Origin of the sequence: Acinetobacter sp. YH12049, from assembly GCF_013419875.1 — a bacterium.
Taxonomy (GTDB): Bacteria; Pseudomonadota; Gammaproteobacteria; order Pseudomonadales; family Moraxellaceae; genus Acinetobacter; species Acinetobacter amyesii.
Window position 1 is genome coordinate 109739 of sequence record NZ_VOZH01000003.1, and the last position, 25924, is coordinate 135662.

Consider the following 25924-nt stretch of genomic DNA (forward strand, 5'->3'; position numbering starts at 1 on the left):
TGCCATGCCATTTGACGGGTGTGTCGATTGTTCTTAATCTGGGATATGGCTATAACGCATATATTTTTGGATCATGCGCTTACGATAATTTAGCTTACGATCTTGTCGATTTTCATCATAATATTTTGGATTGGGTAAAATAGCCGCAATAAATGCCGCTTGCTCTCGGCTTAAACTCCGTGAACTTTTACCAAAATAGTGCTGTGTTGCAGCTTCTACGCCATAGATGTTGTCCCCAAACTCAACCGAGTTGAGATATACCTCTAAAATGCGTTGCTTCGTCCACATGCGCTCCATCATCCATGTTGCAACGGCTTCCTGTCCTTTGCGGATAAATGAACGCTTATTATATAAAAATAAGTTCTTTGCCAATTGCTGAGAAATGGTGGATCCGCCTGCAACCACTTTGCCTTTATCTTTATTGCGTTCTAAAGCATTTTGCATGCCTTCCCAATCAAAACCTTTATGTTGTAAAAACTTGCCATCTTCAGCGGCAACAACAGCATGTTTGACATAATCACTGATTTGGTCGTAATCACGCCATTCGTGTTTAATCGGTTTGGATGGCTCAGACCAATAATCTAAACGCATCATCATCGTCGATTCCACAGGATGCGTACGCCACCACACTAGACTACCAAAGATCCAAAGCTGCACCAAAAGCACAAGACTGACAAGAATTAACAATGTACGAACAATAAAGGCTTTCATGTCAGTGTGTTACTCCAGAAATTCTGTTTTTTCATGTTAAGCTTATTTTTAAATATTTTGACACAGTACAAGAATAGCATGTCTGAACTCAGCCCTCCTGCTGTATCAACCCGTAAGCTGCAAATCCAACTGTGGTGGATCACGGCACTCTTAATTACCATCAATGTTGGACTCTTTGGCTGGCAAGTGTTGCATGGAATGAACGTTAGCCAACCCGACACACTGAATGCTTTGCGTTGGGGTGCTGATTATGCACCTTTAACCTTTTTAGAGGAACCCATCCGCTTATTCAGCAGTATGTTTTTTCATTTTGGCCTGATTCACCTGATGTTGAATATGTGGGCTTTGTATATTTTTGGCAGTGTTGCCGAGCAAATGTTAGGTCGTTTCTATTTCCTCGGCCTGTATGTTTTAGCAGGACTGATGGGAAGTTTATTGAGTGGTTATCTAACCATTCAAGACAGCTATGCATTATTGGCCGAAGGTGCAGCCAATCAGCAGCTTTTCCCGAGTATTGGTGCAGGTGCATCGGGTGCAGTGATGGGACTGGGTGCCGCGCTGACGATTATTTCTCTGCTCCCTATGTTACCTAAACAGCAATTTTATCTGGATAAAAAAACCTTATTAATGGTGATGGGGATTAACCTCGCGATGGGCTTTATGATTAGTGGGATTAATAATGCCGCGCATATTGGCGGCATGTTGATGGGCGCTGCCTTGGCTTTCATTTGGTATGTGGGACAAAAATTACATCAATCCCTAATCATTCAAATGATCGGTCTAATCGCCGCAGCTGTCGGATGCTACCTGTTTTATCTGCATTGCCAACAATTAATCCAACCGATTTTACCGCTTTGGGAACACTTTATCCTGCTGATGAAGCAATCTCTCGCAGCACGTTAAACAGTGGAATGAACCCTGTGGCTATCAACACAGATATGTTGAAAACACATCAAATCATGTCTAAACCTGGACTGCGCACTGGGTTCCTGCTCCACTCTTAACTTGCTCGGCTGTTAACCATCTCCCCCCTTAACTATTTAGTTCACGTAAGCTTTCTAAGGGTGGGATGTCGCAAAGATAACTTAAGCGATAACGTCCGATCAATGTACAGACTAAGGTCATGACCAGTGGGAGGATCAACCAAATTTCTGCATGTAGCTGGATGACCAGTTCCATTTTATAACTGACAATCGCACTGATCACTTCGGCAAAAATACATGCTACAACACCTGAAATTAGTCCCATTAGCCCTACTTCCAAACTGAGCATCGACTTTAGTTTTTGCTTGGAACTGCCGAAGGAACGCAGTAATGCCACTTCTTTTTTGCGTTCATCCATAAATAAGTTCAAACATGCAACCAAAACTAAAATGCCTGAAATACTCACCAACAGCGCCAAGATGGTAATAATCTGAACCAATACACTAACGATGCGTTTGATCTCATCCAAAATCAGACTAACATCAATAAACACGGTATTCGAAAACTGCTGAATCAGACCAATTAACTGATTTTTATCTTGCGGTGGAACATAGAAACTCCCCAAGTAACTGCCAGCATTTTCATCCATGGTTTGGGGAGAAAAAATAAAGAAGAAGTTTGGACTAAAGCTTTCCCACTCCACACTGCGAAGGTTAATTACCTTGGCTTGTAAAATCCCTTCAGGTAGGCTAAAACTCAGTCGATCTCCAATTTGAATACCCAGCTCTTGTGCGGTTTTCACTTCTACCGATACTTCATTGACCTGTTGAAAGTGCTGACTGCCCGCGATAATTTGATTATCTTTCGGAAAAGTTGCAGCCTGCGTAAGATTCAATTCACGGCGTAATGAATTATTGCTTTTAATTAAGGCATCAGAAAAAGGGAGATCATTTTTGGCAACTAAACGCCCACGAATATTCGGGTACATCGGCGTCCCTTGCCAACCATGCAGCTTGAGTTGTTGGTTAAAATCCTGCAACTCAAATGGCGGTAATCCATAGACAAATTGGTTAGGTGTCCCTAGTGGCAATTGTTGTTGCCAACGTTCCAGTAAATCTGTACGCAATACCGCTAAAACCGTGATCAAACTTAGCCCCAATGCCAATGCGGTAATTTGAAATGCCGTTTGATACGGTGTGCGTATATACGCTGAGATTTTCGTCCCCCAACTTTTCAAGGCCTTTAAACTGAGCCAGACCATCATATATAAGCCGATACACAGGAAGATGATTGCGCAAATCAGCCACAGGGTGAGTTGTAAATTTTCAGTTAAAACCACACAAAACACCACCAAACTGAGTGTGCCGAAACTGAGCATCCAAAGCATGGAACGTACAGAACGCTCTTGTTGTCGTATCACTCGTGCCGGCGGTGTCCCTAATAATTGCCAAAGACTTGGAAGAACAAATCCTAATAACACAATCGTACTGGTGAATATTGCAATTGGAAGCGGGCCAAGCAGCATAGACAGGGCTGAAAACTCTAATTGTAAATTTGGAATCAGCTGTAGCATCAGTTGCAATAAGCCATAGCCCAATCCCAGACCAATCAAACTTCCAAACAGGATTGAAAGCCCGAGTACAACCAACAGTAAAGCCAGATAAGCACTTAATATTTGCTGTTTGGTCGATCCAATACAGCGCATCAGTGCAATAGCATCTTGATTTTGTTGTACATAGCGCTGGCTGGTTAATGCGATGGCGATGCCACAAAGTAAAATGGTTAAAATATTGGCCATTTGTAAAAACGTTTCAAGATTGGCAATCGGCTTCATCAAGCGGGTATTGCCTTCACTGGCATTTCTCAGTTTTAAACTGCTTTGAGCTGCATCTTGAACCTGCGCATGATCTGAGTTAGCGGAACGGCCTTCGCTTTGATCGCCAAATTTCTGCTTATACAGTTTTTCAAATCGCTGTGTATTTTGTGCATCTCCTGCCATTAACAGACGATATTCAATCCGACTCCCGACTTGGATGGCATTGGTTCTCGCCACTTCAGACTGCGCAATCATAACCGTCGGTGAAAAGCCACTGAAACCGAGTTCCTGATTGGTGTCATGAATGATTTTGGCACTGACTTGAAAAGCAGCATCAGCAATATTGATCTGATCTCCAACCTTTACGCCCAACAAATCCATGGCACGCGGACTTAACCAAACCTCACCTGCTTGTATGGAACGGTTTAGTTTCGGTTCTGTTTCAAGTTCACCTCTTAATGGAAATGCAGCATCAACGGCTTTGACATTGACCATGACAAATTGCTGATCGGTGTGCGCCATACTGCTAAATAGCGTGACATTCGATTGTTTTAATTGCTGTGCTTTGGCTTGTTGTTGCCACTCTTGTGGAATTGGTTCATTGGCTGTCAGCACCAAATCTGCTGCCAACATTTCAGCAGCTTGTAGCGCTACAGCATTTTGAATTTGTACATTACTAAACTTTAAAGCCGTGGTGGCACTGATCGCCAAGGTTAGTGCGATCAATAATAAATACACACCCGTGGTTTTAAAACTCAGTTGTAAGAGTGGTCGAAACAATGCCAAAAGATTCATGCAGCATCTCCTGTTCGATGCTCAATCAATTGACCATTGACCAATTCAAAATGGCGCTGACATTGACGGGCCAAATCGGCATCATGCGTCACCAATACCAAAGTGGTTCCCATTTCACGATTTAACTGAAATAACAGTTGTTCAATTTCCTGTGCCGTTGCACTGTCTAAATTACCTGTCGGTTCATCTGCAAAGATCAGATCGGGTTCACTCACCAAAGCACGGGCAATCGCAACCCGTTGCTGCTCACCACCGGATAAAACTTTAGGAGCTTGATGCGCTTGGCGTTCTAGTCCGACCTTTGCTAACAGTTTTAATGCTTTTTCTTCTGCGGCTTTGACCTGAAAATTTGCTTGTAGCCGTAGCGGCAGCATGACATTTTCCAGAGCCGTTAAATGTGGCAACAACTGGAAAGACTGAAAGACAAATCCAATATGAGCCAAACGGACTTGAGCACGCTGTTCTTCATTTAATAGATGAATGTCTTGACCACAGACCCGTAATTGTCCCGAACTGGCCTGATCTAAGGTCGCCAAAATACCCAACAAGGTGGATTTACCTGAACCAGAACGACCAGTAATCGCAACTTGTTCCCCTGCAAAGATTTCAAGATCGAGTTGTTCGAAGATCGATAACTGTTTTTGTGGAAGTTGTATCTTTTGTGTCAATTGCTGTGCAGAAATAATCGCCTGTGGCATGATGTCAACATCTGTCGTGAGTTGGGTCATATCTTCCCTATATGCAAAATCGCATTCAAAATAATCGTCTATTGAGTTACTTGCTGGCTATTGCACTGATGTTCTGCCCGATGCTGCTCTCTGCCAAAACCATCATGATTTTGGGCGATAGCTTAAGTGCAGGTTATGGTGTTTCAGTGCAGCAAGGTTGGGTCCACTTATTACAAAAACGTCTAGACCAACAGTATCCGAAACAACATAAAGTGGTCAATGCAAGTGTCAGCGGTGAAACCACCAGTGGTGCTTTGGCACGACTGCCTAAACTGTTGCAAACTCATCGTCCAGACCTTGTGGTGATTGAGTTAGGTGGTAATGATGGTTTACGCGGACAGCCCCCTGCACAAATTAAAAAAAATTTAGCGCAGCTGATTCAAAAAAGCCAACAGGCCAAATCGAAAGTCATTTTATTTGGAATGAAAATTCCACCGAATTATGGCAAGGCATATAGCCAAGCTTTTGAAAATAACTATCAAGTGTTGAGCCAACAGTACAAAGTCAAATTATTGCCTTTCTTTATGCAAGGGGTTGCGGGACATAAAAACTTAATGCAACAAGATCAGATCCACCCGAATGCCAAAGCGCAAACAATTTTGCTGAACAATGCTTATCCATTGATCAAAGCAAGCTTATAAATTTAGTTGGTGAAAATCGGTTCATAAAAAAAGGCGCTTCATGAGCGCCTTTTTTAATATCTTGTCTTTACTGTAATTTGCTTAGAAATCGTAGAAGCTTACTTCACCCGTTTCGAGTGAATACTCAGCGCCCACCACTTTTAATTTGCCTTGCGCAATTAAGTTTTCGAGGACTGCTGAACCATGACGAAGTTGATTCACTGATGCAAAAACGTTTGAACGTACTGCATGCATTGAAAGTTTTTCAAGGTCATCTTTCAATTCAGTTTGCATAAGTATTTCTACAGATGGACGAACGCGGTTCACAATCGACATCAAGTTCGCTGATGGTGGTGTCGCAGGGTTAGTTAAAGCTTCAATCGTAGAATGAATCGCGCCACAGTGTGTATGACCCAATACAATGACCACAGGACATCCAAAGCTTTCTGCTGCAAATTCCACGCTACCGACTTGAGACGGTGCCACAATATTACCTGCAACACGAATCACGAATAAATCGCCTAAGCCTTGGTCAAATACCATTTCAGCAGGAACACGTGAGTCTGAACATCCTAAAATAATCGCAAAAGGTTCTTGGCTTTCGGCCATTTCAGCACGTTGTTGATGCGTCAAAAGCTTCGGGTGATTCGTTTCACCGTTTACAAAACGTTGATTCCCTTTCTTTAAACGATCTAAAGCTTCTGCTGCTGCTAGCATGTTCTAATTACCCTTATCCGAAGTTGCAATATTTTAATCCCAGTCGAATCGATTGTCACTTGCAAAAACAATTGCTGTGAATTTTTTCTACGACGATTCATCTTGATAGAAAATGCTACTCCATATTCATCAAAAAAAATTATTTTTTCTGTAATGGTTCACATTATTAAAACGCAAGTTTAACTACGTCAAAAAAGCAATGGATGACAAAGGTCATTTTTAATTTACAATATATTTCATAAATATACGCTTTTGCTATTTCAGCCCATTCTGATAATAGTCATATAAATGATCTAAAAAATATATCGATTCGATTTAACTGGGGTAAACGTCAATGAAAGGATATCATTCACGCGTTTTTGGTTTTTTCAAGCTAGCAACAATTTGCTGTATGACGTTTACTGCCAACCATGCTTTGGCTGCAAATCCATCTCCCATCAGCAAAAACCTGGCCGTACCCTCTATCGTGCAAAATTATTTGAGCCAAGAACGTAAAGCGGCTGGTTTAGTCACACACAGTGTTCAAGTCGGGAATGTGAATTGGAGTTATAGCGAAGGTGGTCAACGCTCTAAACCTACCATCTTGCTGATTCATGGTTTAGGCGGCACACGTGATAATTGGAACCGTGTTGCGCATTATTTAACACCGAACTATCACGTGATCATCCCTGACCTTCCGGCCAATGGCGATACGCATGTGCCGGTCGATTTTGATGTCTCAGTGCCGAATGTCACGGAACAACTACGCCAGTTTGTCCTTAAAATAGATATTGAAGATAAACTTAATGTCGCAGGTCACTCATTGGGTGGGTCCATTGCAACGGTATATGCCTCTCAATATCCTTTTGATACCCAAAGTTTATTTTTACTCAACAGCGCGGGCATTTATAAACAAGCCAATACCAGTTATACCCGTGACCCGTATAAACTTAAAAATTTAATCGTTTCAAAACCGGGGGATTTAGATGATGTTATGCATAAACTCATGCAGAATCCGCCTAATGTTCCGACACAGCTTAAAGAAGCGCAGGAAAATATCTTAATTGCGCGTGCGCCCTTCACCAGTAAAATGATCGATCAAGTCGTCACGCTCAATCGAATCTACACCCCTGAAACTTTTGCCCGATTAACACGAACGGTGGAAGCACCAACCCTGATCCTTTGGGGCAAACAAGATAAAATCTTTAATGTTGAAGTGGCTGGCGAACTCAAGTCTTTACTGAAACGTGCAGAAACCCCTGTGATTTTAAATAACGTCGGTCATATGCCAATCTTAGAAGCTGAACAACAAGTTGCAGACCATTACTTGCCTTTCCTTGCTAAAAGTCAAAAGTTTAAAAATCCTTTGGTAGATAAACTGATTCAGTTAAACTGAGCATTCGCCATTTTTAGATACCCATCACTGGGACTTCAGGGAAAGTATGCAGAAAAACCCGATGATTGAGCAGTTGATTGACGCTCAACTGAACTTTTTAGATCAGAGCTTTTCACACAATGATACCGTAGCCACTGAATTCACCCATTTTTATCAATGGTTTCGTAAACAATCTTTGCAGCAGATTTGGAGTTTTGATCAAATCAATACCTTGTTGCAAAAACAAATTTTAAATACCCCTGCAAGTCAATTTCTGATTGAGCAAATTGCTGAACATATCAAATTTGCACTGATTCACCCTGCAAATGACAGCACCACGATTGCCGAAATCATTCCAGTGTTGACCATCGATAAAATTGCACAGTATGTGGCGAGTAAACAGGGACATCGTCAGCGTTTAATTCATACCATGGTCAACAATCCTGCATTTTCAGCCATGATCAGTCAGTTGATTCAACATGCGATACAAGATTATTTAGACAACTCAGTTATTGCGAAATCGGTCCCCGGTGTTTCACGATTTATGAAAATGGGGAAATCGGTACTGGAAAATGTCACTGATACCAATTTAGATAATGCAGTCAGCAAATACTTACAAAAGAATATTTTAAAGCTCAGTCAAATGAGTGAAACCGTGTTAAATCAGCACTTTGATGATCATAAGCTGTACTATTTTCAAGCCAATTTGTGGCATAAAATTAAAGCGCTGCCAGTTTCAGTATTAAAGAACTATGTTGAAGTTCAGGACTTGCCGCAAACAGTTGCCATGGGTCATGAAATTTGGGACTTTATGCGACAGTCTGAGTATATGAAACAGCAAGTGCATGATGGCGTATACGCTTGGTACGTGCGCAATGCAGAACGCCCTTTTGATTTATTGCTACGTGATTTAAATATTGATGAAGCACTGATTCAGCATGAACTTCAAAACTTACTCAATCCTATCGTTCAACAAATGATTGAGTCGGGTTATTTGCGTGAGCGTTCACGTCTCTATTTAGAACAATTCTACTACTCAAGTGAAGCACTGAAAATTTTAAATATCCCAACATAAAAAAAGCCGCGTTAAGCGGCTTTTCTTTTAGAAATACTTAGAACTGGTATTTCAAACTTGCATAATAAGCTCGACCCGGCTCGTTATATGTTTGGTTGACCGTTTTATCACGCAGTTTTTTCTCATCAAATAGGTTATTCACACCGATACGAGCACTTAAAGCCGCATTAAATTTATAACCAAAGTTAATGCCTGCAATGCCATAACTTTTCACGCTATCCATCGCCAAGCCATTTTTGCTTTCAAGACTAGTTTCTGCATATTGACGTGGTTTTTGACGACCATATTGGGTATAGACAAAGTTACTGTCTAATCGATCCGTGATGTTGTAGTTCAAAATAGAGTTTATGGTGTAATTTGGAATCACTGAAAGTGGATTGCCAGTACGTTTATCTTCAGAGTTGATCATATAGGTGACGTTATTGGTCCACGTGATATCACCCCAGTCCAAAGAAATACTTCCTTCAACGCCTTCCACCAAGGCTTCTGGCGTATTCATCCAACGCAATACATTATACGTTGTACCATTTACTTCTATTTCTTCTAGACGTGTATCCCCAGCAACGATCTTATTTTTATAATCATTACGGAACCATGCAAAACTTGCATTCACGATGTCTTTTTCAAACTGTACACCTAATTCTTTATTCACTGAAGTTTCAGGTTTGAGATCACCATTACCTTGTAATAAACATTGGCTCAGCCCAATTGGACAGCCATTACCGCGAGTGCTTAACAGATAACCTTCCGCATTTTGGTACATATTGGGTGCTTTATACGCCTTAGCTACACCACCTTTTAGTGTCCAATAGTCACCAAGTTTTTGCGTAATATTGAGACTTGGACTCCAGCTATCTCCCGATTTACTATGATTATCATAACGCAGTGCCAAAACAACATCGGTGCTTTCGCCCAAATTCATATTATTTTCAATATAGGCCGACGCAATCCGTGAATCCATTTGTGAACGGTCACCTGAAGTCAGCGCATCACCAAAACCGCCTGCGCCAGCTTGTGTATTAACCGTATCGGTAAAGTCATCTTCGACCCACTCAGTGCCTAAAGTTAATACTTGTGGGACATACCATTGGAACGGCAGATTGGCTTCTGCATTAAAGCGAATGGTTTCTAGATGTGACGTTTGTTTATTTTCAAGATTATTAATCTGACCCTCTGTACTACCGCCTGTCCCTTCAGGTAGGCGTTTATTTTTAGTTTTATCATATTGCGCAATGAGTTTACTGTCACCCCACCCCCACGTACCTTCATGAGTTAATGCAAAAGTATCACGATAAATGGTATTGGTTTCTTCGCCAATTAAAGCGGATAAAATGGGCGCCTTGTTCGGATCGGCTGGATCAAATACACTGTTTTGACTGTCACCTGCAAAACGGTTGCCTTGGCGGCCAACACTTGCGTCAAACATCAAGACTTGTTGATCGTTCAACTGCCAAGCCAAACGCCCTGCAATATCTTTATTTTCAACGCCTTCTCGACCCGCCATACGCGCGCCATTGTCCATTAAGGCATTAATATCCGCAGCATCTGAATCGGTTTTGTTATAACTACCGTATAACCGATATGAAAGGACATCTTTGAGAATTGGCCCGCTTAAGTTAAAGCTTTCACGGTGACTTGCGCCCTCTTTAGCGTCTTCAGGTTGATTGGTAAAAACTTCCACAGAGCCATGCACGTCGTTGGTCACTTTCTTGGTTTTAATATTGACCACACCACCCATCGCACCTGAACCATAACGCGCTGCTGCTGGACCACGCAGCACTTCAATCGATTCAATAGCATCTGCAGGTACCCAGTTCGAATCGCCACGTGTATCACGCTCACCGCGCCAGCCATAACGTACTGAGTTTCTCGAATTTACAGGCTTACCATCAATTAAGATCAACGTGTTTTCAGGCCCCATTCCACGGATATCAATCTGACGGTTATTACCACGTTGCCCGGTGGCACTGTTACCAGTCAAATTTACACCCGGCATACGGCGCACATATTCTGAAATATCATTAACAACCGGTATTTTTTCTAAATCTTCTGCCGTAATTTTTGAAGCACCTAATGATTGTTTAACTTGTTCTGCTGCAGTAACAACAATGGTTTCCATCTTCGTTACGGATTCATCTGATGCTTCAGTGTGCACATCTTTTGCATGCGTCAAACTTACCAATGCACAGAGTATTGAAAGTGTAAGCGTTGATTTTAATAGTTGTTTGGTCATTGAGTGCTTCCAAATAAACGTATTTATGGAGAAATCTAGAATAATGTGTTGCACATTGTAACCACCACAAACAATATTGCAATTAATTTCAATAATCATTCTCATTTATATTTGTGATATAGCTTATCATTTTGATGTAAAAACCCTAGAAATATCTAAAAATCTTCGTTTTTTTGATTTAGACAATAAAAAAGCCGCAACGTTGCGGCTTTTTATAAAAATACTGAACTTATTTGAAATAAGCACCTTCAGTATTACTGTGATCCGTTTGGTCAACAACACGCATTAACTCAGGTACATGCTGCTTCAATGTTGTTTCAACACCTTGTTTCAGGGTTAAATCGATTGAAGAACAACCTTGGCAACCACCACCGAATTTAAGCACTGCAGTTAAACCATGTTCTGCATCTTCAACCACCTCTACCAATGCACAGTTACCACCATGACCTGCAAGTCCAGGGTTAATTTCTGACTGTAGAACATAAGTGATTCGCTCTTCTACAGAGGCATCTGGACCCACACGTGGCACTTTTGAGTTTGGCGCACGGAAAGTTAACTGACCACCAAAACGGTCTTTGTTATAGTCAATCACCGCATCCAAAAGATATGGAATAGACGGTGTGTCAATAAATGCAGGGAAATCTGGATAGTCTTGTTTATAGTCTGTAGGCACAACTTCTTCTGGTGCACTGTAAGCCATACAACATTCAGCACGTGGCGTACCCGGATTTTCCACAAAAACACGTACACCAATGCCCGGTGTATTTTGTTTATCCAAAAGATCTTTCAAATACTCTTGGGCATTTGGTGTGATCAATAGGTTTGGAATTTCTTCAGCAACTGCTGTGCTCTTGTTCTCAGTCGACATTACAATATTTCCTCAAGCTGAAGTCGCTATTTTAACTTAAGATGCGGGGCATTAGAAAAAAATCAACTAAAATTGTCGGAATTATTCTGAAAGTTCACGCTTTAGGCAGATTTAATGGCATTATTGAGCATAAATTTTAACAAGTAGAATAGTCATATATGTTGGGCCTACCCTTTAACCACACCGTGACCATTATCCTGATTACGGTGGTGATTTCACTGATTGCATTTTCAAATCAGAAAGTGATGAATCGTTTGTTATTTTGGCCGCCTGCCCTCAGTCGTGGCGAGTATGACCGATTTATTAGCCATGGTTTTATTCATGCAGATGGCGCGCACCTATTATTCAACATGATTACCTTATTTTTCTTTGGTAGCGTGATTGAAAGTTTTTATCGCCAATATTTTTTCGACATGGGCTTTGTGCTGTTTTACTTGGGCGGTTTGATCGCTGCGATTATTCCGAGTTATTTAAAACATAAGCATGATACCCATTGGGCAAGTTTAGGGGCTTCTGGGGCGGTATCTGCGGTACTTTTTGCGTATATCTTGTTTGAACCGTGGAAACTGATTTTTGTATTCTTTATTCCTGTTCCTGCAATTATTTTTGCCGTGCTTTATGTGGCTTATAGTATTTGGTCAGGTAAACGTGGCAACAGCAACATTAACCACAGCGCACACCTTTGGGGCGCAGCGTATGGTGTAATCATGACGATTATTCTTGAACCGAAACTCATTCCACATTTCTTAAGTCAGTTATTAAACGTTCCTTTCTAACGTTAAGTCTAAAAAATCAGTCTGATTTAACCAGTAAAATGACAGCCTAAACCGTTTCAGTTTAGGCTTTTTTATTGCGCCGAGTTTAACCTCATGACCATTGATCTTTTCTTTAGCCAATTTCCCATATCTACAACACCGCACTTTGAATATCGAGCTATACAATTTCACAGCAGATTGAAACGCTATCTACCCATGCCCTGATTTAAACTGAAATGACACAGAATAAAAAAGGGAAAATTCCAATGAAAATAGTCCTGATGTTCTCAAGTTTGCTGTTGACCTGCGTGTTGAGTGCTTGTGCCGTTCACACTCGTGAAGGCAGTATCGTGGTCGACCCAGATCGTAATCACTATCCTTACAATTACCCAGATCGACATGGCGACTTTTGCCCGCCCGGACAGGCTAAAAAAGGCCGTTGTTGATTTGCCGTTGCTGATTTCATGCCCTCTTCTTTTAAGCCTTCAAACCGAAGGCTTTTTCAATTCCAGCAATAAAATTTGAAGCTGTATATTCTACGAAAGTTCACAAAAGCACATGACAAATCATATAAATCTGGCACTTTATGCCACCCTATTTTTTAATTTGGCATAGATAATGTATACATCTGTATATTAATGACAAAATTAGCTGAGATATTTTGCATGTCGAGTTCAACTGAAGGTCTTCAATTTCCCATTTCGGCTTCAAACCAAAAGCCGAGTACATCTAAAACTGGTCGTGAAATTATCGCTGAAGCCTTAGCTGCAGTTGACCATCACTCTTCTGTACGTGCAAAACAAGAAAAAAACTGGCGTAAAAAATATCCTGAATATTTTAAAGCCTTGGTTGAACAAGGAATTCAATCATCTGAAGCTGCGATCAACATTGCTGAGCAAGGTTTAAATAAAGCGCATCACGTCTTTGAGTTTTATCGTAATCAAGAAAAGTATACGCTCAAAGATGCAGTAGCTTTGACTGCACATCCGCTGCATACCGTGAAATTAAAAGGTGAAAGTGACGCAGCGCCTGAGTGGTATGTGCCCTATCATGGTCAAAAACTTCAAGGTGAGGCTTTACTGGCTCAGATTCAAAAATGGCAAGATGCTGGCATCATTGAAGCCAGTCATGCCGACGCATTACGTGAAGCCATTGCACACCCAGAATGGTTCGATTTGTCAGATCGGACTATGGTGCTTTTTGGTGCTGCCTCCGAAGCTGGCCCTCTGACGTGGTTAGCAAAATGGAAAGCCAATATTGTGGCAATCGACCTCAATAATGAACGTGTTTGGGATCGAATCTTAAGCACGGTTCAGGCCGGTAATGCCACTTTATATTCACCAAGTCTCGACGCTGTGCATGAAGACACACCCATTCAAGAACTAAAACACAAATTGGGCGCCAATTTACTGACACACATTCCTGAAATTGCACAATGGCTTGCACAAAGTGAACATCAACTAGATCTGGCTGCAATTGCCTATTTAGATGGTGAAAAGCATGTTCGTGTTGCAATGGCAATGGACAGCATCATGGCCTATGTCAGCCAACAAAAAGCCGACACCAGCTTGATGTTTATGTGTACTCCGACCGATGTCTATGCGGTTCCAGAAGAGATTGTTACGGCAGCGCAAGCCAAATTCCAAAACCGTGCTTCTGCACAAAAACTATTGACACAAAGTATTGCCAAAGTCACAGGTCAGCATTTCTTTAAGCAAAATAATGAGCAAACCACCACAGCAGACAATGGAAAATCCTATGGTATTGCTGACTGTCTGGTGGTGGAACAAGGTCCAAACTACGCACTCGCAAAACGTATCCAACAATGGCGCGCAACTGTCGCACGTCAAAATGGTCAGCGGGTTAGTATTAATATTGCGCCATCCACCACGACCCGCTCAGTGACGAAGAATCCATTATTAAAAGCCGCATTTAATGGTGCGAGTTTATTTGATGTGGAATCCTTCCAACCTGAAACCACCAATGCACTCATGGCGGCTTTATGGATTCACGACTTGAGAAACCCTCAATCGGTTGCTAACCCTGAAACGGCGCTAGACCACCCATTAGAACTCATGATGCATGGTGCCAACCATGGTGGCTTATGGCGTGTGGCTTATTTGGCGCGTACTGCCTTACCTTTTGCAGCGCTGTATGGTTTTGCTGAAGAGAAATTGCCCGTGAAAAAAGTATTGGGACTGTTTAAAAAAGCGTAACTGCATTGGTTCAAATAAGTGTTGAACTTTGCAAAGCTTCAACTCGCTAGTTTGATTGTTCTAATTCAGCTCTCAGTCATCCCATTAAAATCGGTGATGTCTGAGATAAAGCCATAAGAAAACGCTGCCGAAGCAGCGTTTTTTTATATCTGGAATTTGAGTTGCTTAGAACACTTTCAAGAATAACCAGTACAAGCAGCCTGATAGACAGATCGTTGCAGGTAAAGTGAAGACCCAAGCCGATAGAATGGTCTTCACTGTTGCAAAGTTCAGACCCGATTTATTCGCGACCATGGTACCTGCAACCGCAGAGTTCAATACGTGTGTGGTCGATACAGGCATACCAAAACCATCCGCAGCAGCAATCGTTGACATAGCAACAAGCTCGGCAGACATGCCCTGACCATAGGTCATGTGGTTTTTACCAATACGTTCACCGACAGTCACAACAATACGTTTCCAACCCACCATGGTTCCAAGACCCAGTGCCAATGCAACAGCGACTTTCACCCATGTTGGAATGTACTGTAAGAACGAATCTAAGTGACTACGATATTCCTTCACTGTCTTTTGTTCAGCTTCTGCCATTGCTGGTAGTTGTTCAGCTTTATCTAGACGTTTAAAAGCAGTAGTACTTAAGTACATGTCATTACGAATCGAAGATACTTCTTGTTCAGGAATATCTTTTAAGTCGCCATACTGTGCAACACGCTCACCTAAATGATCGGTCAAACTTGCCAAAGCTGGCACAACTTCTGGGCTGACTTCTTTGGTTTGAATGTATTTGGTGAGTACATCACGTGCTTGTGCATCAGGAATATCCTTATGCTCTGCGTAGATCGCAGTCGCAGTTTGAGCAGATAACTGATGGAAAGATTGAATATGTTGATTATCTAAGTTCTTATTCAATGAATAAGCCAATGGCACACATCCGATTAAAATCAGCATGATCAGACCCATACCTTTTTGACCATCATTTGAACCGTGCGCAAAACTTACACCTGTACAGGTAAAGATCAAAATTGCACGAATCAGTGGTGGTGGCGGCTTATTGCCTTCTGGTGGCTGAAACAATTCTAGCTGTTTGCGGAAAATACGCTTCACCAACAAGAAAACTAGGGCTGCAAATGCAAAACCAATCAGTGGAGAGAACAATAAAGCCTTACCGACTTTAAGCACCTGCTCCATATCTACACCGCTCGCACCACCGCCTGCATTTAACAGGTAGTTCATGATGCCAACGCCAAGAATAGAACCAATCAAAGTATGCGAACTAGACGCTGGGATGCCTAAGAACCAAGTCCCTAAATTCCACAAAATCGCTGCGATCAACATAGCGAAAACCATGGCAAAACCAGCACCTGAACCGACATTCATAATCAATTCAACAGGTAATAAGGCAATAATGCCGTAAGCGACTGCACCACTGGCAACCATTACACCCAGAAAGTTACAGAAACCTGCCCACATTACCGCAACTGGTGCTGACAAGGCGTTGGTATAAATCACTGTTGCCACTGCGTTTGCAGTGTCATGGAAACCATTTACAAATTCAAAGCCAAGTGCGATGAATAAGGCTGTGCCCAATAAAATCATTGAATAAAGACTTAAAGGCGGAACATGCGCTAAATCGGCAGTCACCTGAAAACCAATATAAATCAACGTTGAAATAATCACCGTTAAAAATACCGGCATAAAGAATTTCGGTGTAGGCACATGAACATTCGTAGACTTTTGAGTAGTCGACGTGTGCGCTGAATCTACGGGAGTTTGTTTAGAATTCATGCAGGCAGGAATAGAGGATTTTAAAATCCCCATATTGTTCAATTTAATTATGACAATTATATGACAAAGCGGTGTCATATAAAGCAATTTTTCATGCTTTATTTGTTTTTTTAAAGTGTTAAAAACCGACTTTTATACTCTACTTTCATAAAGTAAATCAGTTATTTAATCTGCGTATTTAAACTTTATTTTCTTTGAAACCCAATGTTTCAGCTTATATTTCATCTGTCATGTTTTTTGTCATATTGCATAGCCCTGCTGGATGTTTTTTAATCTTGCCTGAGCAATATGACAAATTCATGAAGTTTTCCATACATTTATATGAAATTGGAATATGAAATTATCAAGTTGCAATATTGCTCATTAATTCAACAAGCTAATAATTGCGCGCTGTGAAGATGATTGAATATCAATAAAACTGCAATGAATTCTGTTAATATATTTGCCGATTTTATATTCCATCGGATTGGGGTTATTTATGTCCACGCTTGCCACCCTAAAAGAGCTGCTCGCTCAACGGATTCTGATTATCGACGGTGCAATGGGCACCATGATTCAGCGTCATAAACTCGAAGAAGCTGACTACCGTGGTGAGCGTTTTGCAGATTGGGCATCTGACCTCAAAGGCAATAATGACCTATTGGTGTTGACGCAGCCGCAAATTATCCAAGGCATTCATGAAGCCTACCTCGATGCTGGCGCAGACATTATTGAAACCAACAGCTTTAACGGCACTAAAGTTTCAATGTCTGACTACCACATGGAAGATTTGGTATCAGAGATCAACCGTGAAGCAGCGCGTATTGCTAAAGCCGCTTGTGAAAAATACTCTACGCCTGAAAAACCGCGTTTTGTTGCAGGTGTGCTTGGGCCGACTTCACGCACTTGCTCGATCTCGCCAAATGTAAATGACCCAGCATTCCGTAACATCACTTTTGATGAGCTAAAAGAAAACTATATTCAAGCTGCGCATGCCCTGATTGAAGGCGGTGCGGACATTCTGCTCATTGAAACTGTATTCGATACTTTAAACTGTAAAGCTGCCATCTTTGCAGTGAAAGAAGTGTTTAATCAGCTTGGCTATGAATTGCCATTGATGATTTCAGGCACGATTACCGATGCCTCTGGCCGAACTTTAACTGGCCAAACTGCTGAAGCGTTCTGGAACTCTGTGCGTCATGGTGACTTATTGTCTATTGGCTTTAACTGTGCCCTAGGTGCAGATGCCATGCGTCCGCATGTAAAAACCATTGCTGACGTTGCTGATACTTTTGTTTCGGCGCATCCGAACGCTGGCTTACCAAATGCCTTCGGCGGTTATGATGAAACCCCTGAACAAACCGCTGCCTTTATTAAAGAATTTGCAGAAAGTGGCTTGATTAACATCACTGGCGGCTGCTGCGGTACAACGCCGGATCACATCCGTGCTATTGCCAATGCCGTAAAAGACATTAAGCCACGCCAAGTGCCAGAAACCAAACCCGCTTGCCGTTTAAGCGGTTTAGAGCCGTTCAACATTACAGAAGATTCGCTGTTTGTAAACGTCGGTGAACGTACCAACGTGACAGGTTCTAAAAAATTCCTACGTTTAATCCGTGAAGAAAACTTTGCCGAAGCTTTAGAAGTTGCACAGCAGCAAGTTGAAGCCGGTGCTCAGATTATCGACATCAACATGGATGAAGGCATGCTGGATTCAGAAGGCGCAATGGTGCACTTCCTGAATCTTGTAGCCTCTGAACCTGAAATTTCACGTGTGCCGATCATGATTGACTCATCTAAATGGGAAATCATTGAAGCGGGCTTAAAATGTGTACAAGGTAAAGCGGTTGTTAACTCGATTTCCTTAAAAGAAGGCTATGACGAGTTCGTTGCAAAAGCGCGTTTGTGCCGTCAGTATGGCGCTGCCGTAATTGTTATGGCCTTTGACGAAAATGGTCAGGCCGACACTGCTGCACGTAAAAAAGAAATCTGTAAACGCTCTTATGATGTATTGGTGAATGAAGTGGGCTTCCCTGCTGAAGACATCATTTTTGACCCGAACGTGTTTGCAGTGGCAACAGGTATCGAAGAACACAACAACTATGCTGTGGACTTTATTGAAGCAACAGGCTGGATCAAGCAAAACTTACCACATGCGATGATTTCAGGCGGTGTGTCTAACGTATCGTTCTCCTTCCGTGGTAATGAACCTGTACGTGAAGCGATTCACTCAGTGTTCTTATACCATGCCATTCAGCAAGGCATGACTATGGGTATCGTCAACGCAGGTCAAATGGCGATTTATGATGATATTGATGCTGAACTGAAAGCTGCGGTTGAAGATGTGATCTTGAACCAAAACCAAGGTGAAAGCCATCAAGAAGCTACAGAAAAGCTGCTTGAAGTTGCTGAAAAATACCGTGGTCAAGGTGCTGCGCAAAAACAAGTGGAAAACTTGGAATGGCGTGAGCTTCCCGTAGAAAAGCGCCTTGAGCATGCTTTAGTGAAAGGTATCACCACCTTTATTGATGAAGATACTGAAGAAGCACGCCTGAAAGCTAAACGTCCACTCGATGTGATTGAAGGTCCGCTGATGGACGGCATGAATGTTGTAGGTGATTTGTTCGGTTCAGGCAAAATGTTCCTGCCGCAAGTGGTGAAATCTGCACGTGTCATGAAACAGGCTGTAGCTTGGCTGAATCCGTTCATTGAAGCGGAAAAAACAGCTGGCCAATCTAAGGGTAAAGTCCTGATGGCAACCGTGAAAGGTGACGTACATGACATCGGTAAAAATATCGTGGGCGTAGTACTTGGCTGTAATGGTTATGACATCATCGACCTTGGCGTGATGGTGCCTTGCGAGAAGATTCTGCAAACTGCCATTGATGAGAAAGTCGACATTATTGGTCTATCTGGCCTAATCACTCCGTCTTTGGATGAAATGGTTTTTGTTGCGAAAGAAATGCAGCGCAAAGGCTTTAATGTTCCATTGATGATTGGCGGTGCAACCACTTCTAAAGCGCATACGGCAGTGAAAATTGATCCACAATATTCAAACGATGCAGTCATTTATGTTGCCGATGCATCTCGTGCGGTGGGTGTAGCAACAACTTTACTTTCTAAGGAAATGAAGCCAAAGTTTGTAGCAGAAACCCGTGCTGAATATGAAAAAGTCCGTGAGCGTATTGCCAATAAACAGCCAAAAGCGGCCAAACTGACGTATGCTGAATCTGTAGAAAATGGTTTGAAAATAGACTTTGCAGCCAATGCGCCTGCGAAGCCAAACTTTATTGGTACGCAAACGCTGACCAATTATCCATTGGAAACTTTGGTTGAATACTTTGACTGGACACCGTTCTTCATTTCTTGGAGTTTGGCAGGTAAATTCCCTGCTATCTTAACTGATGAAGTTGTAGGTGAAGCAGCAACTGACTTGTATGAACAAGCACAGACCATGCTAAAAGACATCATCGACAACAAACGTTTTGATGCTCGTGCTGTGTTTGGTATTTACCCTGCAAACCGTTCAGCAGCGGATTCGGTTGAAGTGTATAGCGAAGATGGTCAATCGGTTACGCATACCTTCCATCACATTCGTCAACAGTCTGACAAAGTGACAGGTAAACCAAACTTGTCATTAGCGGACTTTGTTGCGCCTAAAGGTGTCGCAGAAGACTACTTGGGCGGTTTCACGGTATCCATCTTTGGTGCGGAAGAAATGGCAAATGAGTACAAAGCTAAAGGCGATGACTACTCTGCAATTCTTGCGCAATCTTTAGGTGACCGTTTTGCGGAAGCGTTTGCGGAGCATTTGCATGAACGTATCCGTAAAGAGTTCTGGGGTAACCAAGCGTCTGAAACCTTAAGCAATGAAGAATTGATTAAAGAGAAGTATGTGGGCATCCGTCCTGCACCGGGCTACCCTGCTTGCCCTGAGCATTCTGAAAAAGCGCCGTTGTTTGACTGGTTAGGTTCTACTGACAAGATTGGTACGCAATTGACCACTAGCTTTGCAATGTGGCCGCCTTCATCTGTCAGCGGTTTCTACTATGCAAACCCTGAAAGCCAATACTTTAACGTGGGTAAAATCGCAGGCGATCAGCTTGAGGATTATGCAAAGCGTAAAGGCTGGACTTTGGATGAAGCGAAGCGTTGGTTAGCACCGAATTTGGATGATTCGGTTCAGTAATTAGTTTGAAAAAATCCCCTCGAATGAGGGGGTTTTTTATTTATAATCAAAAATCTTAAAAACACATAAACGAATTTTATAAAATTGAAAAAAATATTCTTACTTTTAGTTTTACCTTTTATTTCATCTTTTACTTTTGCAAAATGTAAAGCTAGTAATGTTTATGATGAAATTGCCTGTTATGAAAAAGAATTAAAATCTAATAAAACCAAGCTCAACCAAACTTATCAAAAGCTTTATAACACTATGGATGAGGAAGGTAAGAAAATTTTAGAAACCTCTCAAAAGAATTGGTTGTTATATAAAAATAGTCATTGTGATGAACTCGTATCTTATCTATCTAGCAGTGTACAAGGTGCGGGATCTAAGCTAATCAATCTATCATGTAATGCCGATCTTATTGATCAACGAATTAAAGACTTAAAAGATTTACTTTAATTTTTAGGTAATCCCCCTAAATCCCCCTTTTACAAAGGGGGACTTTCGCGTATCGAATTCATTACGTGACAGCTCTTCGTTTTGTAAAGGAAGGTTGGGAGAGATTAATTGCTATAAATAAAACTAGTATTTAAAATACTTAAACCCATGAAAAATTTAAGATTGAAAAATGGCAATAATAAAAAGTTTAGATCTAGGAAGCCTAGAAAGTATCTGTAAAACTTTAGGTGAAACTAATAACGGGCTTTCAGGAACAGAAATCACCAAATATCTGACTGAATGTAATATCAAAGATCTTCAACTAAATTCAACAAAATGGAAACGTTTATATGATGCTCTATCCTCAAAACAAACTGAAGATCGCTGTTCTAATAATGTCTTAGCTTTTATTAAATATGTTATGCGCCCTTCACGTCATATCCATAGAAAAGAATGGTTTGAAAATATACGAACTGAATTGAATTATGTTTTGTCATTTGAAGGTTTTGAACTCACTGATAGTGGCGAACTCAAGCAAGCAGACAAAGTTCAAACTTTTGATGAAGCTGAAGCACGGGCGCAAAATTTAAGAAAAACTTTATTAGATAGAAAAATACATCCTGATGTCTTAGCGTTTTGTAGAGCAGAACTACTCGTAGATAATTATTTTCATGCAGTTTTTGAAGCAACTAAAAGTATTGCTGAAAAAATTAGAATCAAAACAAAACTAACCAGTGATGGTTCTGAATTAGTAGATCAAGCTTTTGCGTATAAAAATAAAGTTCCTTATTTAGCCTTAAATAGTTTAACTACACCAAGTCATCAGAGTGAACAAAACGGTTTTATGCATTTACTTAAAGGTATATTTGGAACATTTAGAAATACTACAGCTCATGCCCCTAAAATTACGTGGAATATAGATGAACAGGATGCTTTAGATATTTTATCAACTGTGTCCTTAATTCATAGAAAATTAGACAAAGTAGCTGAAGCTAAAAAAATGTATGAAGGACAAATATAATCCCTCCTAACCTTCCTTTTAAAAGGGAGGAACTACACGAATCCAAAACCATCATCTAATTCGCGTGAAGTCCCTCTTTCTTAAAGAGGGATTTAGGGAGATTTCTTAATAAAGTAAAGATAAATCACTTCCACCACATCATCAATCTGCCCCATCACCTGCCCATTATCAAACCTCAGCACTTTTAGCCCAAGCTGAGCCAAAGCCTCATCCCGAATCAGATCCGCTTCCAATCCTTCTTGGGTAAAATGCTGACCACCATCACACTCAATCACTAAATTGGCGGCAGGACAGTAAAAATCTACGATGAAATTTAAAATGGGTTTTTGCCTATAAAATTGCAAACCTAAAATTTGCTTATTGCGAAGCCGTGACCATAGCAGCTTCTCGGCATCGGTCATGTTATTGCGCAAATTACGCGAGGCTTGTTTTAAATTATTATTGTAGGGTTTCATTTTTTATTCTCTTTTTTAAATCTCCCCTAAATCCCACTTTGAAAAAGGGGGATTTAGGGGGATTCATTCCAACAAGATTTATATATCAAAAAATGTTTATTTTCTAACTCTTCAATCTAAAACCGCCCTTTTTTACACTTTTATGTCAGCAAACATTATGTTTTTCGATAATAATAAACTTTTTTACATTCTCCCCTATAAATACAGATTGGTACATCCATGAAAAAACTCATGAACGGTGCAGAAAACATCGTAATTGAAATGTGCAAAGGCTTTGTTCTTGCCCATCCAGAACTCGCATTTAACGAGTCGCACAAAATCATTTCACGCAAAGAAAAGCACAATAACGTGGCACTTATCAGTGGTGGTGGTAGCGGTCACGAACCTGCCCATGCAGGCTTTGTCGGTACAGGCATGTTAGACGCTGCCGTATGTGGTGATGTATTTGCATCTCCATCGCAAATTCAGGTCTATAAAGCCTTACAGCAAGTCGCAACTGACAAAGGCGTGCTGATGATCATCAAAAACTATTCTGGCGATATGATGAATTTCCAGAATGGCGCAGCCCTTGCAACTGAAGACGGCATTAAAGTTGACTATGTAAAAGTGGCAGATGACATTGCGGTTAAAGACAGCCTATATACAGTAGGTCGTCGTGGTGTTGCAGGCACAGTATTTGTACATAAGATTGCAGGCGCAGCAGCATCAAAAGGCTTAGAACTTGCAGACGTAAAAGCGATTGCTCAAAAAGCTGCGGACAACGTCATTAGCCTTGGTTTTGCTTATAGCTCATGTACTGTTCCAGCCAAAGGCACGCCAACGTTTATTTTGGCTGATGACGAAATGGAATATGGCGTCGGCATCCACGGTGAACCGGGCATCCGTCGTGAAAAAATCCTGCCATCTAAAGAACTGGCGCAGCGCATTGTTGATGACCTATTTCTGGATCGTCCTGATTTGACTGAAGTTGCAGTTTTGGTCAACGGTTTTGGTAGCACACCGCTGCAAGAGTTGTATGTCTTTAACCATGATGTATGCGAACACCTTGCACGTAAAGGCATCAAAATTTACCGCACATTTGTCGGCAACTATATGACCAGTATCGACATGAATGGTGCATCTGTGTCCTTGCTTTCTGTCGATGATGAATTGAAAACTTACCTCGATGCAGCAGCCAACACCCCTGCATTTAAAATGGATGGTTCAGCAGCACAGCCTTTAACTTTTGTGTCCAAAGATGCTTCAGCCAAAGCTGTAGTAAACACCCAAGTTGAAACACAGCCTGAACATGCGGTGATTAGCAATGAGCAATTCACCATCGAAAACATGCGTTATGTGGTGGATGTGATGTCTGCCTGCATCATTAGAAATGAAGTGCCATTCTGTGAGCTGGACGCGCATGCTGGTGACGGCGACTTCGGTATGAGCGTGGCGAAAGGCTTTAAGCAATTAAAACGTGAATGGCAAAGTCTGATTCAAGCGCAGCAGATGGATGAATTCATGCTGAACTGCTCAATGATCATTATGGAACATTGTGGTGGCGCGTCTGGCCCAATCTGGGGTTCAGCATTCCGTGCAGCAGCGAAATCAATTCAAGGCAAATCAGTTTTAACTGTCGCTGATTTTGCCGAGATGCTGCAAGCAGCGGTCAAAGGCATTCAAACCACAGGTGAGCGTTCATTTGGACGCGGCGCAGTGGTGGGTGATAAAACCCTGATTGATGCACTTGTACCTTGCGCAGATTCTTGGTCTGCCCATACCGATAAATCCTTTAAAGAAAACTTTGTACTTGGTGCAAAAGCGGCGGTTCAAGGCGCTGAAAATACCAAAGAGATCGTAGCGCGTATGGGACGTGCGGGAACTGTAGGCGACCGTAGTCTTGGCTATCCAGATGCAGGCGCACATGGTTTAGGCGTGATCTTTACGGATATTGCAGAACATATTAAATAACTGAACATCTTAAAATATTGCCAGACCACATCAAAAGCATCGATTCGTCGGTGCTTTTTTTATGGCTATTTTAAAGCACTTTTTTTCATCAAATATCTCATTCATACAATACCTTTAGCATGAAATTCATTTTCGAATAGTGCTTAAAAATTAACACAATTGAGCTGCTTTATCGCCCAGCGCTTTGCTAAGTTAAAAACACATAACGATAAAAAAGGATGAGACATGGATTTCACTCAAATTTTCATTCATGACACTACATGGACTTTTGCTGCCGAAGTGATTTTGCGTAGCGTCATTATGTTCGTTTTAATCATCGTATTCTTACGCCTAACAGGCAAACGCGGCGTGCGTCAGTTATCCCTCTTTGAAGTTGCCATCCTCCTTGCTTTGGGTTCAATTGCAGGCGACCCGATGTTTGAAGAGGAACTCCCCCTCTTACAAGCGCTCATTGTGATGACGGTGGTAATTGGTTTATACCGCGTAATCACTTGGCTCATGATGAAATACCAACCCTTTGAAGATTTAATTGAAGGTAAAGCCCTCTACATTGTTGAAGATGGTGAATTGGTTTTAGAAAAGATTAAACAAGGTAAAATGTCACATGATGAATTCTTCTCTGAAATGCGTCAGCAAAATGTGGAGCATCTTGGACAAGTTCGAGTTGGTTTATTAGAAAGTGATGGAAAATTTAGTATTTTGTTTTATCCACCTGAACAAGTGCGTTATGGACTGCCACTATTTCCGAAACCCTATAAAGCGGTTCGAGATATCAAAATGCATTAGCTGTATGCCTGTACGCACTGTGGCAAAACCATGTACATTTACGGTGCTCAGGATACCTGCCCGCGCTGCGGATGTTGTGACTGGGCTGAAGCGATTAATACACAGCGTTTAGCTTAAGCATTCAAGGCTAAAACTTTAAAATTCTGTGCCGCTTCAATTAAACACGTCATCAAAATACAGTAAGATCCAACGACCATCACCACAGACCCACCCTTCAATGTTTTATTCGCCATCTAAAAGTGCAGCAGCAGAGATTTCATTGGTTAATATCTGTGCATCATTTCAGTTCAGGCAAGACATCCAGCTTTCATCTTTTGAAGACCACAAGATGCTCAGACAGACTCCCAAAAATGTATCATGAGGAAATTTTCAGTTTTATTCTCGCACTAACATCTATCAATCAGTTGACATCCTCACCCCCTTAAAAGAGGGTGATTCCTACAGCTAGACGCTTATGCCCAAGCGCAAGAATGTTTAGAGCTGAGTTTATATCTCGATCATGAGCTGTACCACAGCTCATGCACTCCCATT

The 25924-nt window shown here is 41.5% G+C and carries 20 protein-coding genes and 1 pseudogene; 12 read left to right on the plus strand and 9 right to left on the minus strand.

Annotated features, from left to right (window positions below; all coding sequences use genetic code 11):
• Positions 1 to 33: 33 nt before the first annotated feature.
• On the minus strand, positions 34 to 711 hold the full coding sequence (mtgA, locus tag FTU05_RS02175) for a monofunctional biosynthetic peptidoglycan transglycosylase (protein ID WP_078193019.1): 678 nt from the start codon (positions 709 to 711) through the stop codon (positions 34 to 36).
• 78 nt (positions 712 to 789) lie between these two features.
• Here mtgA and FTU05_RS02180 point away from each other — a divergent pair, with 78 nt between their 5' ends.
• Complete coding sequence (locus FTU05_RS02180; RefSeq protein ID WP_180164096.1) at positions 790 to 1614, plus strand: rhomboid family intramembrane serine protease; 825 nt, start codon at positions 790 to 792, stop codon at positions 1612 to 1614.
• A gap of 129 nt (positions 1615 to 1743) precedes the next feature.
• Here FTU05_RS02180 and FTU05_RS02185 read toward each other — a convergent pair whose 3' ends face one another.
• Together FTU05_RS02185 and FTU05_RS02190 are read right to left on the minus strand one after the other, a co-directional pair.
• Positions 1744 to 4245, minus strand: coding sequence for an ABC transporter permease (locus FTU05_RS02185; RefSeq protein ID WP_180164098.1), 2502 nt, complete (start codon positions 4243 to 4245; stop codon positions 1744 to 1746).
• Positions 4242 to 4973, minus strand: coding sequence for an ABC transporter ATP-binding protein (locus tag FTU05_RS02190; protein ID WP_111884437.1), 732 nt, complete (start codon positions 4971 to 4973; stop codon positions 4242 to 4244). The genes FTU05_RS02185 and FTU05_RS02190 overlap by 4 nt, the downstream gene beginning before the upstream one ends.
• Before the next feature lie 11 nt (positions 4974 to 4984).
• On the opposite strand from FTU05_RS02190, the gene FTU05_RS02195 reads away from it, so the two are divergent.
• Positions 4985 to 5614, plus strand: coding sequence for an arylesterase (locus FTU05_RS02195; protein ID WP_180164100.1), 630 nt, complete (start codon positions 4985 to 4987; stop codon positions 5612 to 5614).
• 81 nt (positions 5615 to 5695) lie between these two features.
• On the opposite strand, the gene FTU05_RS02200 is transcribed toward FTU05_RS02195, so the two are convergent.
• Positions 5696 to 6310, minus strand: coding sequence for a carbonic anhydrase (locus tag FTU05_RS02200; RefSeq protein WP_078189941.1), 615 nt, complete (start codon positions 6308 to 6310; stop codon positions 5696 to 5698).
• Positions 6311 to 6644: 334 nt separating this feature from the next.
• Between FTU05_RS02200 and FTU05_RS02205 the strand changes: the two genes are divergently transcribed.
• Together FTU05_RS02205 and FTU05_RS02210 are read left to right on the plus strand one after the other, a co-directional pair.
• Positions 6645 to 7685 (plus strand): alpha/beta fold hydrolase, encoded by a 1041-nt coding sequence (locus FTU05_RS02205; protein ID WP_373685252.1) that lies wholly within the window; start codon positions 6645 to 6647, stop codon positions 7683 to 7685.
• Between the two features lie 46 nt (positions 7686 to 7731).
• Entirely contained in the window at positions 7732 to 8739 is a 1008-nt protein-coding gene (locus FTU05_RS02210; RefSeq protein ID WP_180164102.1) for a hypothetical protein, read from the plus strand.
• 37 nt (positions 8740 to 8776) lie between these two features.
• On the opposite strand, the gene FTU05_RS02215 is transcribed toward FTU05_RS02210, so the two are convergent.
• Together FTU05_RS02215 and nfuA are read right to left on the minus strand one after the other, a co-directional pair.
• Complete coding sequence (locus FTU05_RS02215) at positions 8777 to 10972, minus strand: TonB-dependent siderophore receptor (RefSeq protein WP_180164104.1); 2196 nt, start codon at positions 10970 to 10972, stop codon at positions 8777 to 8779.
• Between the two features lie 229 nt (positions 10973 to 11201).
• Complete coding sequence (gene nfuA / locus FTU05_RS02220; protein ID WP_180164106.1) at positions 11202 to 11840, minus strand: Fe-S biogenesis protein NfuA; 639 nt, start codon at positions 11838 to 11840, stop codon at positions 11202 to 11204.
• Positions 11841 to 11998: 158 nt separating this feature from the next.
• On the opposite strand from nfuA, the gene FTU05_RS02225 reads away from it, so the two are divergent.
• The 3 genes from FTU05_RS02225 to FTU05_RS02235 all read left to right on the plus strand — a co-directional run bounded on the left by FTU05_RS02225 (position 11999) and on the right by FTU05_RS02235 (position 14811).
• Complete coding sequence (locus tag FTU05_RS02225; protein ID WP_111884441.1) at positions 11999 to 12616, plus strand: rhomboid family intramembrane serine protease; 618 nt, start codon at positions 11999 to 12001, stop codon at positions 12614 to 12616.
• Between the two features lie 245 nt (positions 12617 to 12861).
• Positions 12862 to 13041 (plus strand): hypothetical protein, encoded by a 180-nt coding sequence (locus tag FTU05_RS02230; RefSeq protein ID WP_180005268.1) that lies wholly within the window; start codon positions 12862 to 12864, stop codon positions 13039 to 13041.
• A gap of 219 nt (positions 13042 to 13260) precedes the next feature.
• Positions 13261 to 14811: a hypothetical protein gene (locus FTU05_RS02235; protein WP_180164108.1), complete on the plus strand. Its 1551-nt coding sequence runs from the start codon at positions 13261 to 13263 to the stop codon at positions 14809 to 14811.
• Positions 14812 to 14976: 165 nt separating this feature from the next.
• Here FTU05_RS02235 and FTU05_RS02240 read toward each other — a convergent pair whose 3' ends face one another.
• Entirely contained in the window at positions 14977 to 16596 is a 1620-nt protein-coding gene (locus FTU05_RS02240) for an inorganic phosphate transporter (RefSeq protein WP_180026505.1), read from the minus strand.
• Positions 16597 to 17074: 478 nt separating this feature from the next.
• On the opposite strand from FTU05_RS02240, the gene metH reads away from it, so the two are divergent.
• From metH to FTU05_RS02255, 3 genes are all read left to right on the plus strand, one after another.
• Positions 17075 to 20764, plus strand: coding sequence for a methionine synthase (gene metH / locus FTU05_RS02245; RefSeq protein WP_180164110.1), 3690 nt, complete (start codon positions 17075 to 17077; stop codon positions 20762 to 20764).
• Between the two features lie 84 nt (positions 20765 to 20848).
• Positions 20849 to 21202, plus strand: coding sequence for a lysozyme inhibitor LprI family protein (locus tag FTU05_RS02250; RefSeq protein WP_218953201.1), 354 nt, complete (start codon positions 20849 to 20851; stop codon positions 21200 to 21202).
• Between the two features lie 169 nt (positions 21203 to 21371).
• Positions 21372 to 22202, plus strand: a complete 831-nt coding sequence (locus FTU05_RS02255; protein WP_180115409.1) for a TIGR02391 family protein — start codon at positions 21372 to 21374, stop codon at positions 22200 to 22202.
• Between the two features lie 92 nt (positions 22203 to 22294).
• Here the strand turns inward: FTU05_RS02255 and FTU05_RS02260 are convergent, their stop codons facing one another.
• Positions 22295 to 22657, minus strand: coding sequence for an endonuclease domain-containing protein (locus FTU05_RS02260; protein WP_180164112.1), 363 nt, complete (start codon positions 22655 to 22657; stop codon positions 22295 to 22297).
• A gap of 219 nt (positions 22658 to 22876) precedes the next feature.
• On the opposite strand from FTU05_RS02260, the gene dhaK reads away from it, so the two are divergent.
• Both dhaK and FTU05_RS02270 read left to right on the plus strand, forming a co-directional pair.
• A complete protein-coding gene (dhaK, locus tag FTU05_RS02265; protein WP_180164114.1) occupies positions 22877 to 24607 on the plus strand; it encodes a dihydroxyacetone kinase subunit DhaK in 1731 nt (576 codons plus the stop codon).
• A 225-nt stretch (positions 24608 to 24832) separates the two neighbouring features.
• Positions 24833 to 25510 (plus strand): annotated as a pseudogene (locus tag FTU05_RS02270) (DUF421 domain-containing protein).
• Between the two features lie 304 nt (positions 25511 to 25814).
• Here FTU05_RS02270 and FTU05_RS02275 read toward each other — a convergent pair.
• Positions 25815 to 25924 (minus strand): zinc ribbon domain-containing protein (locus FTU05_RS02275; RefSeq protein ID WP_179994364.1); only part of this gene is annotated, 110 nt, incomplete at its 5' end.

Coding starts and splice junctions, on each gene's coding strand:
- FTU05_RS02190 (WP_111884437.1), bottom strand. CDS start 4,973: ATGACCCAACTCACGACAGATGTTGACATCATGCCACAGGCGATTATT.
- dhaK (WP_180164114.1), top strand. CDS start 22,877: ATGAAAAAACTCATGAACGGTGCAGAAAACATCGTAATTGAAATGTGC.
- FTU05_RS02260 (WP_180164112.1), bottom strand. CDS start 22,657: ATGAAACCCTACAATAATAATTTAAAACAAGCCTCGCGTAATTTGCGC.
- FTU05_RS02235 (WP_180164108.1), top strand. CDS start 13,261: ATGTCGAGTTCAACTGAAGGTCTTCAATTTCCCATTTCGGCTTCAAAC.
- FTU05_RS02195 (WP_180164100.1), top strand. CDS start 4,985: ATGCAAAATCGCATTCAAAATAATCGTCTATTGAGTTACTTGCTGGCT.
- FTU05_RS02210 (WP_180164102.1), top strand. CDS start 7,732: ATGCAGAAAAACCCGATGATTGAGCAGTTGATTGACGCTCAACTGAAC.
- FTU05_RS02230 (WP_180005268.1), top strand. CDS start 12,862: ATGAAAATAGTCCTGATGTTCTCAAGTTTGCTGTTGACCTGCGTGTTG.
- metH (WP_180164110.1), top strand. CDS start 17,075: ATGTCCACGCTTGCCACCCTAAAAGAGCTGCTCGCTCAACGGATTCTG.
- FTU05_RS02215 (WP_180164104.1), bottom strand. CDS start 10,972: ATGACCAAACAACTATTAAAATCAACGCTTACACTTTCAATACTCTGT.
- mtgA (WP_078193019.1), bottom strand. CDS start 711: ATGAAAGCCTTTATTGTTCGTACATTGTTAATTCTTGTCAGTCTTGTG.
- FTU05_RS02240 (WP_180026505.1), bottom strand. CDS start 16,596: ATGAATTCTAAACAAACTCCCGTAGATTCAGCGCACACGTCGACTACT.
- FTU05_RS02255 (WP_180115409.1), top strand. CDS start 21,372: ATGGCAATAATAAAAAGTTTAGATCTAGGAAGCCTAGAAAGTATCTGT.
- FTU05_RS02200 (WP_078189941.1), bottom strand. CDS start 6,310: ATGCTAGCAGCAGCAGAAGCTTTAGATCGTTTAAAGAAAGGGAATCAA.
- FTU05_RS02185 (WP_180164098.1), bottom strand. CDS start 4,245: ATGAATCTTTTGGCATTGTTTCGACCACTCTTACAACTGAGTTTTAAA.
- FTU05_RS02180 (WP_180164096.1), top strand. CDS start 790: ATGTCTGAACTCAGCCCTCCTGCTGTATCAACCCGTAAGCTGCAAATC.
- FTU05_RS02205 (WP_373685252.1), top strand. CDS start 6,645: ATGAAAGGATATCATTCACGCGTTTTTGGTTTTTTCAAGCTAGCAACA.
- FTU05_RS02225 (WP_111884441.1), top strand. CDS start 11,999: ATGTTGGGCCTACCCTTTAACCACACCGTGACCATTATCCTGATTACG.
- nfuA (WP_180164106.1), bottom strand. CDS start 11,840: ATGTCGACTGAGAACAAGAGCACAGCAGTTGCTGAAGAAATTCCAAAC.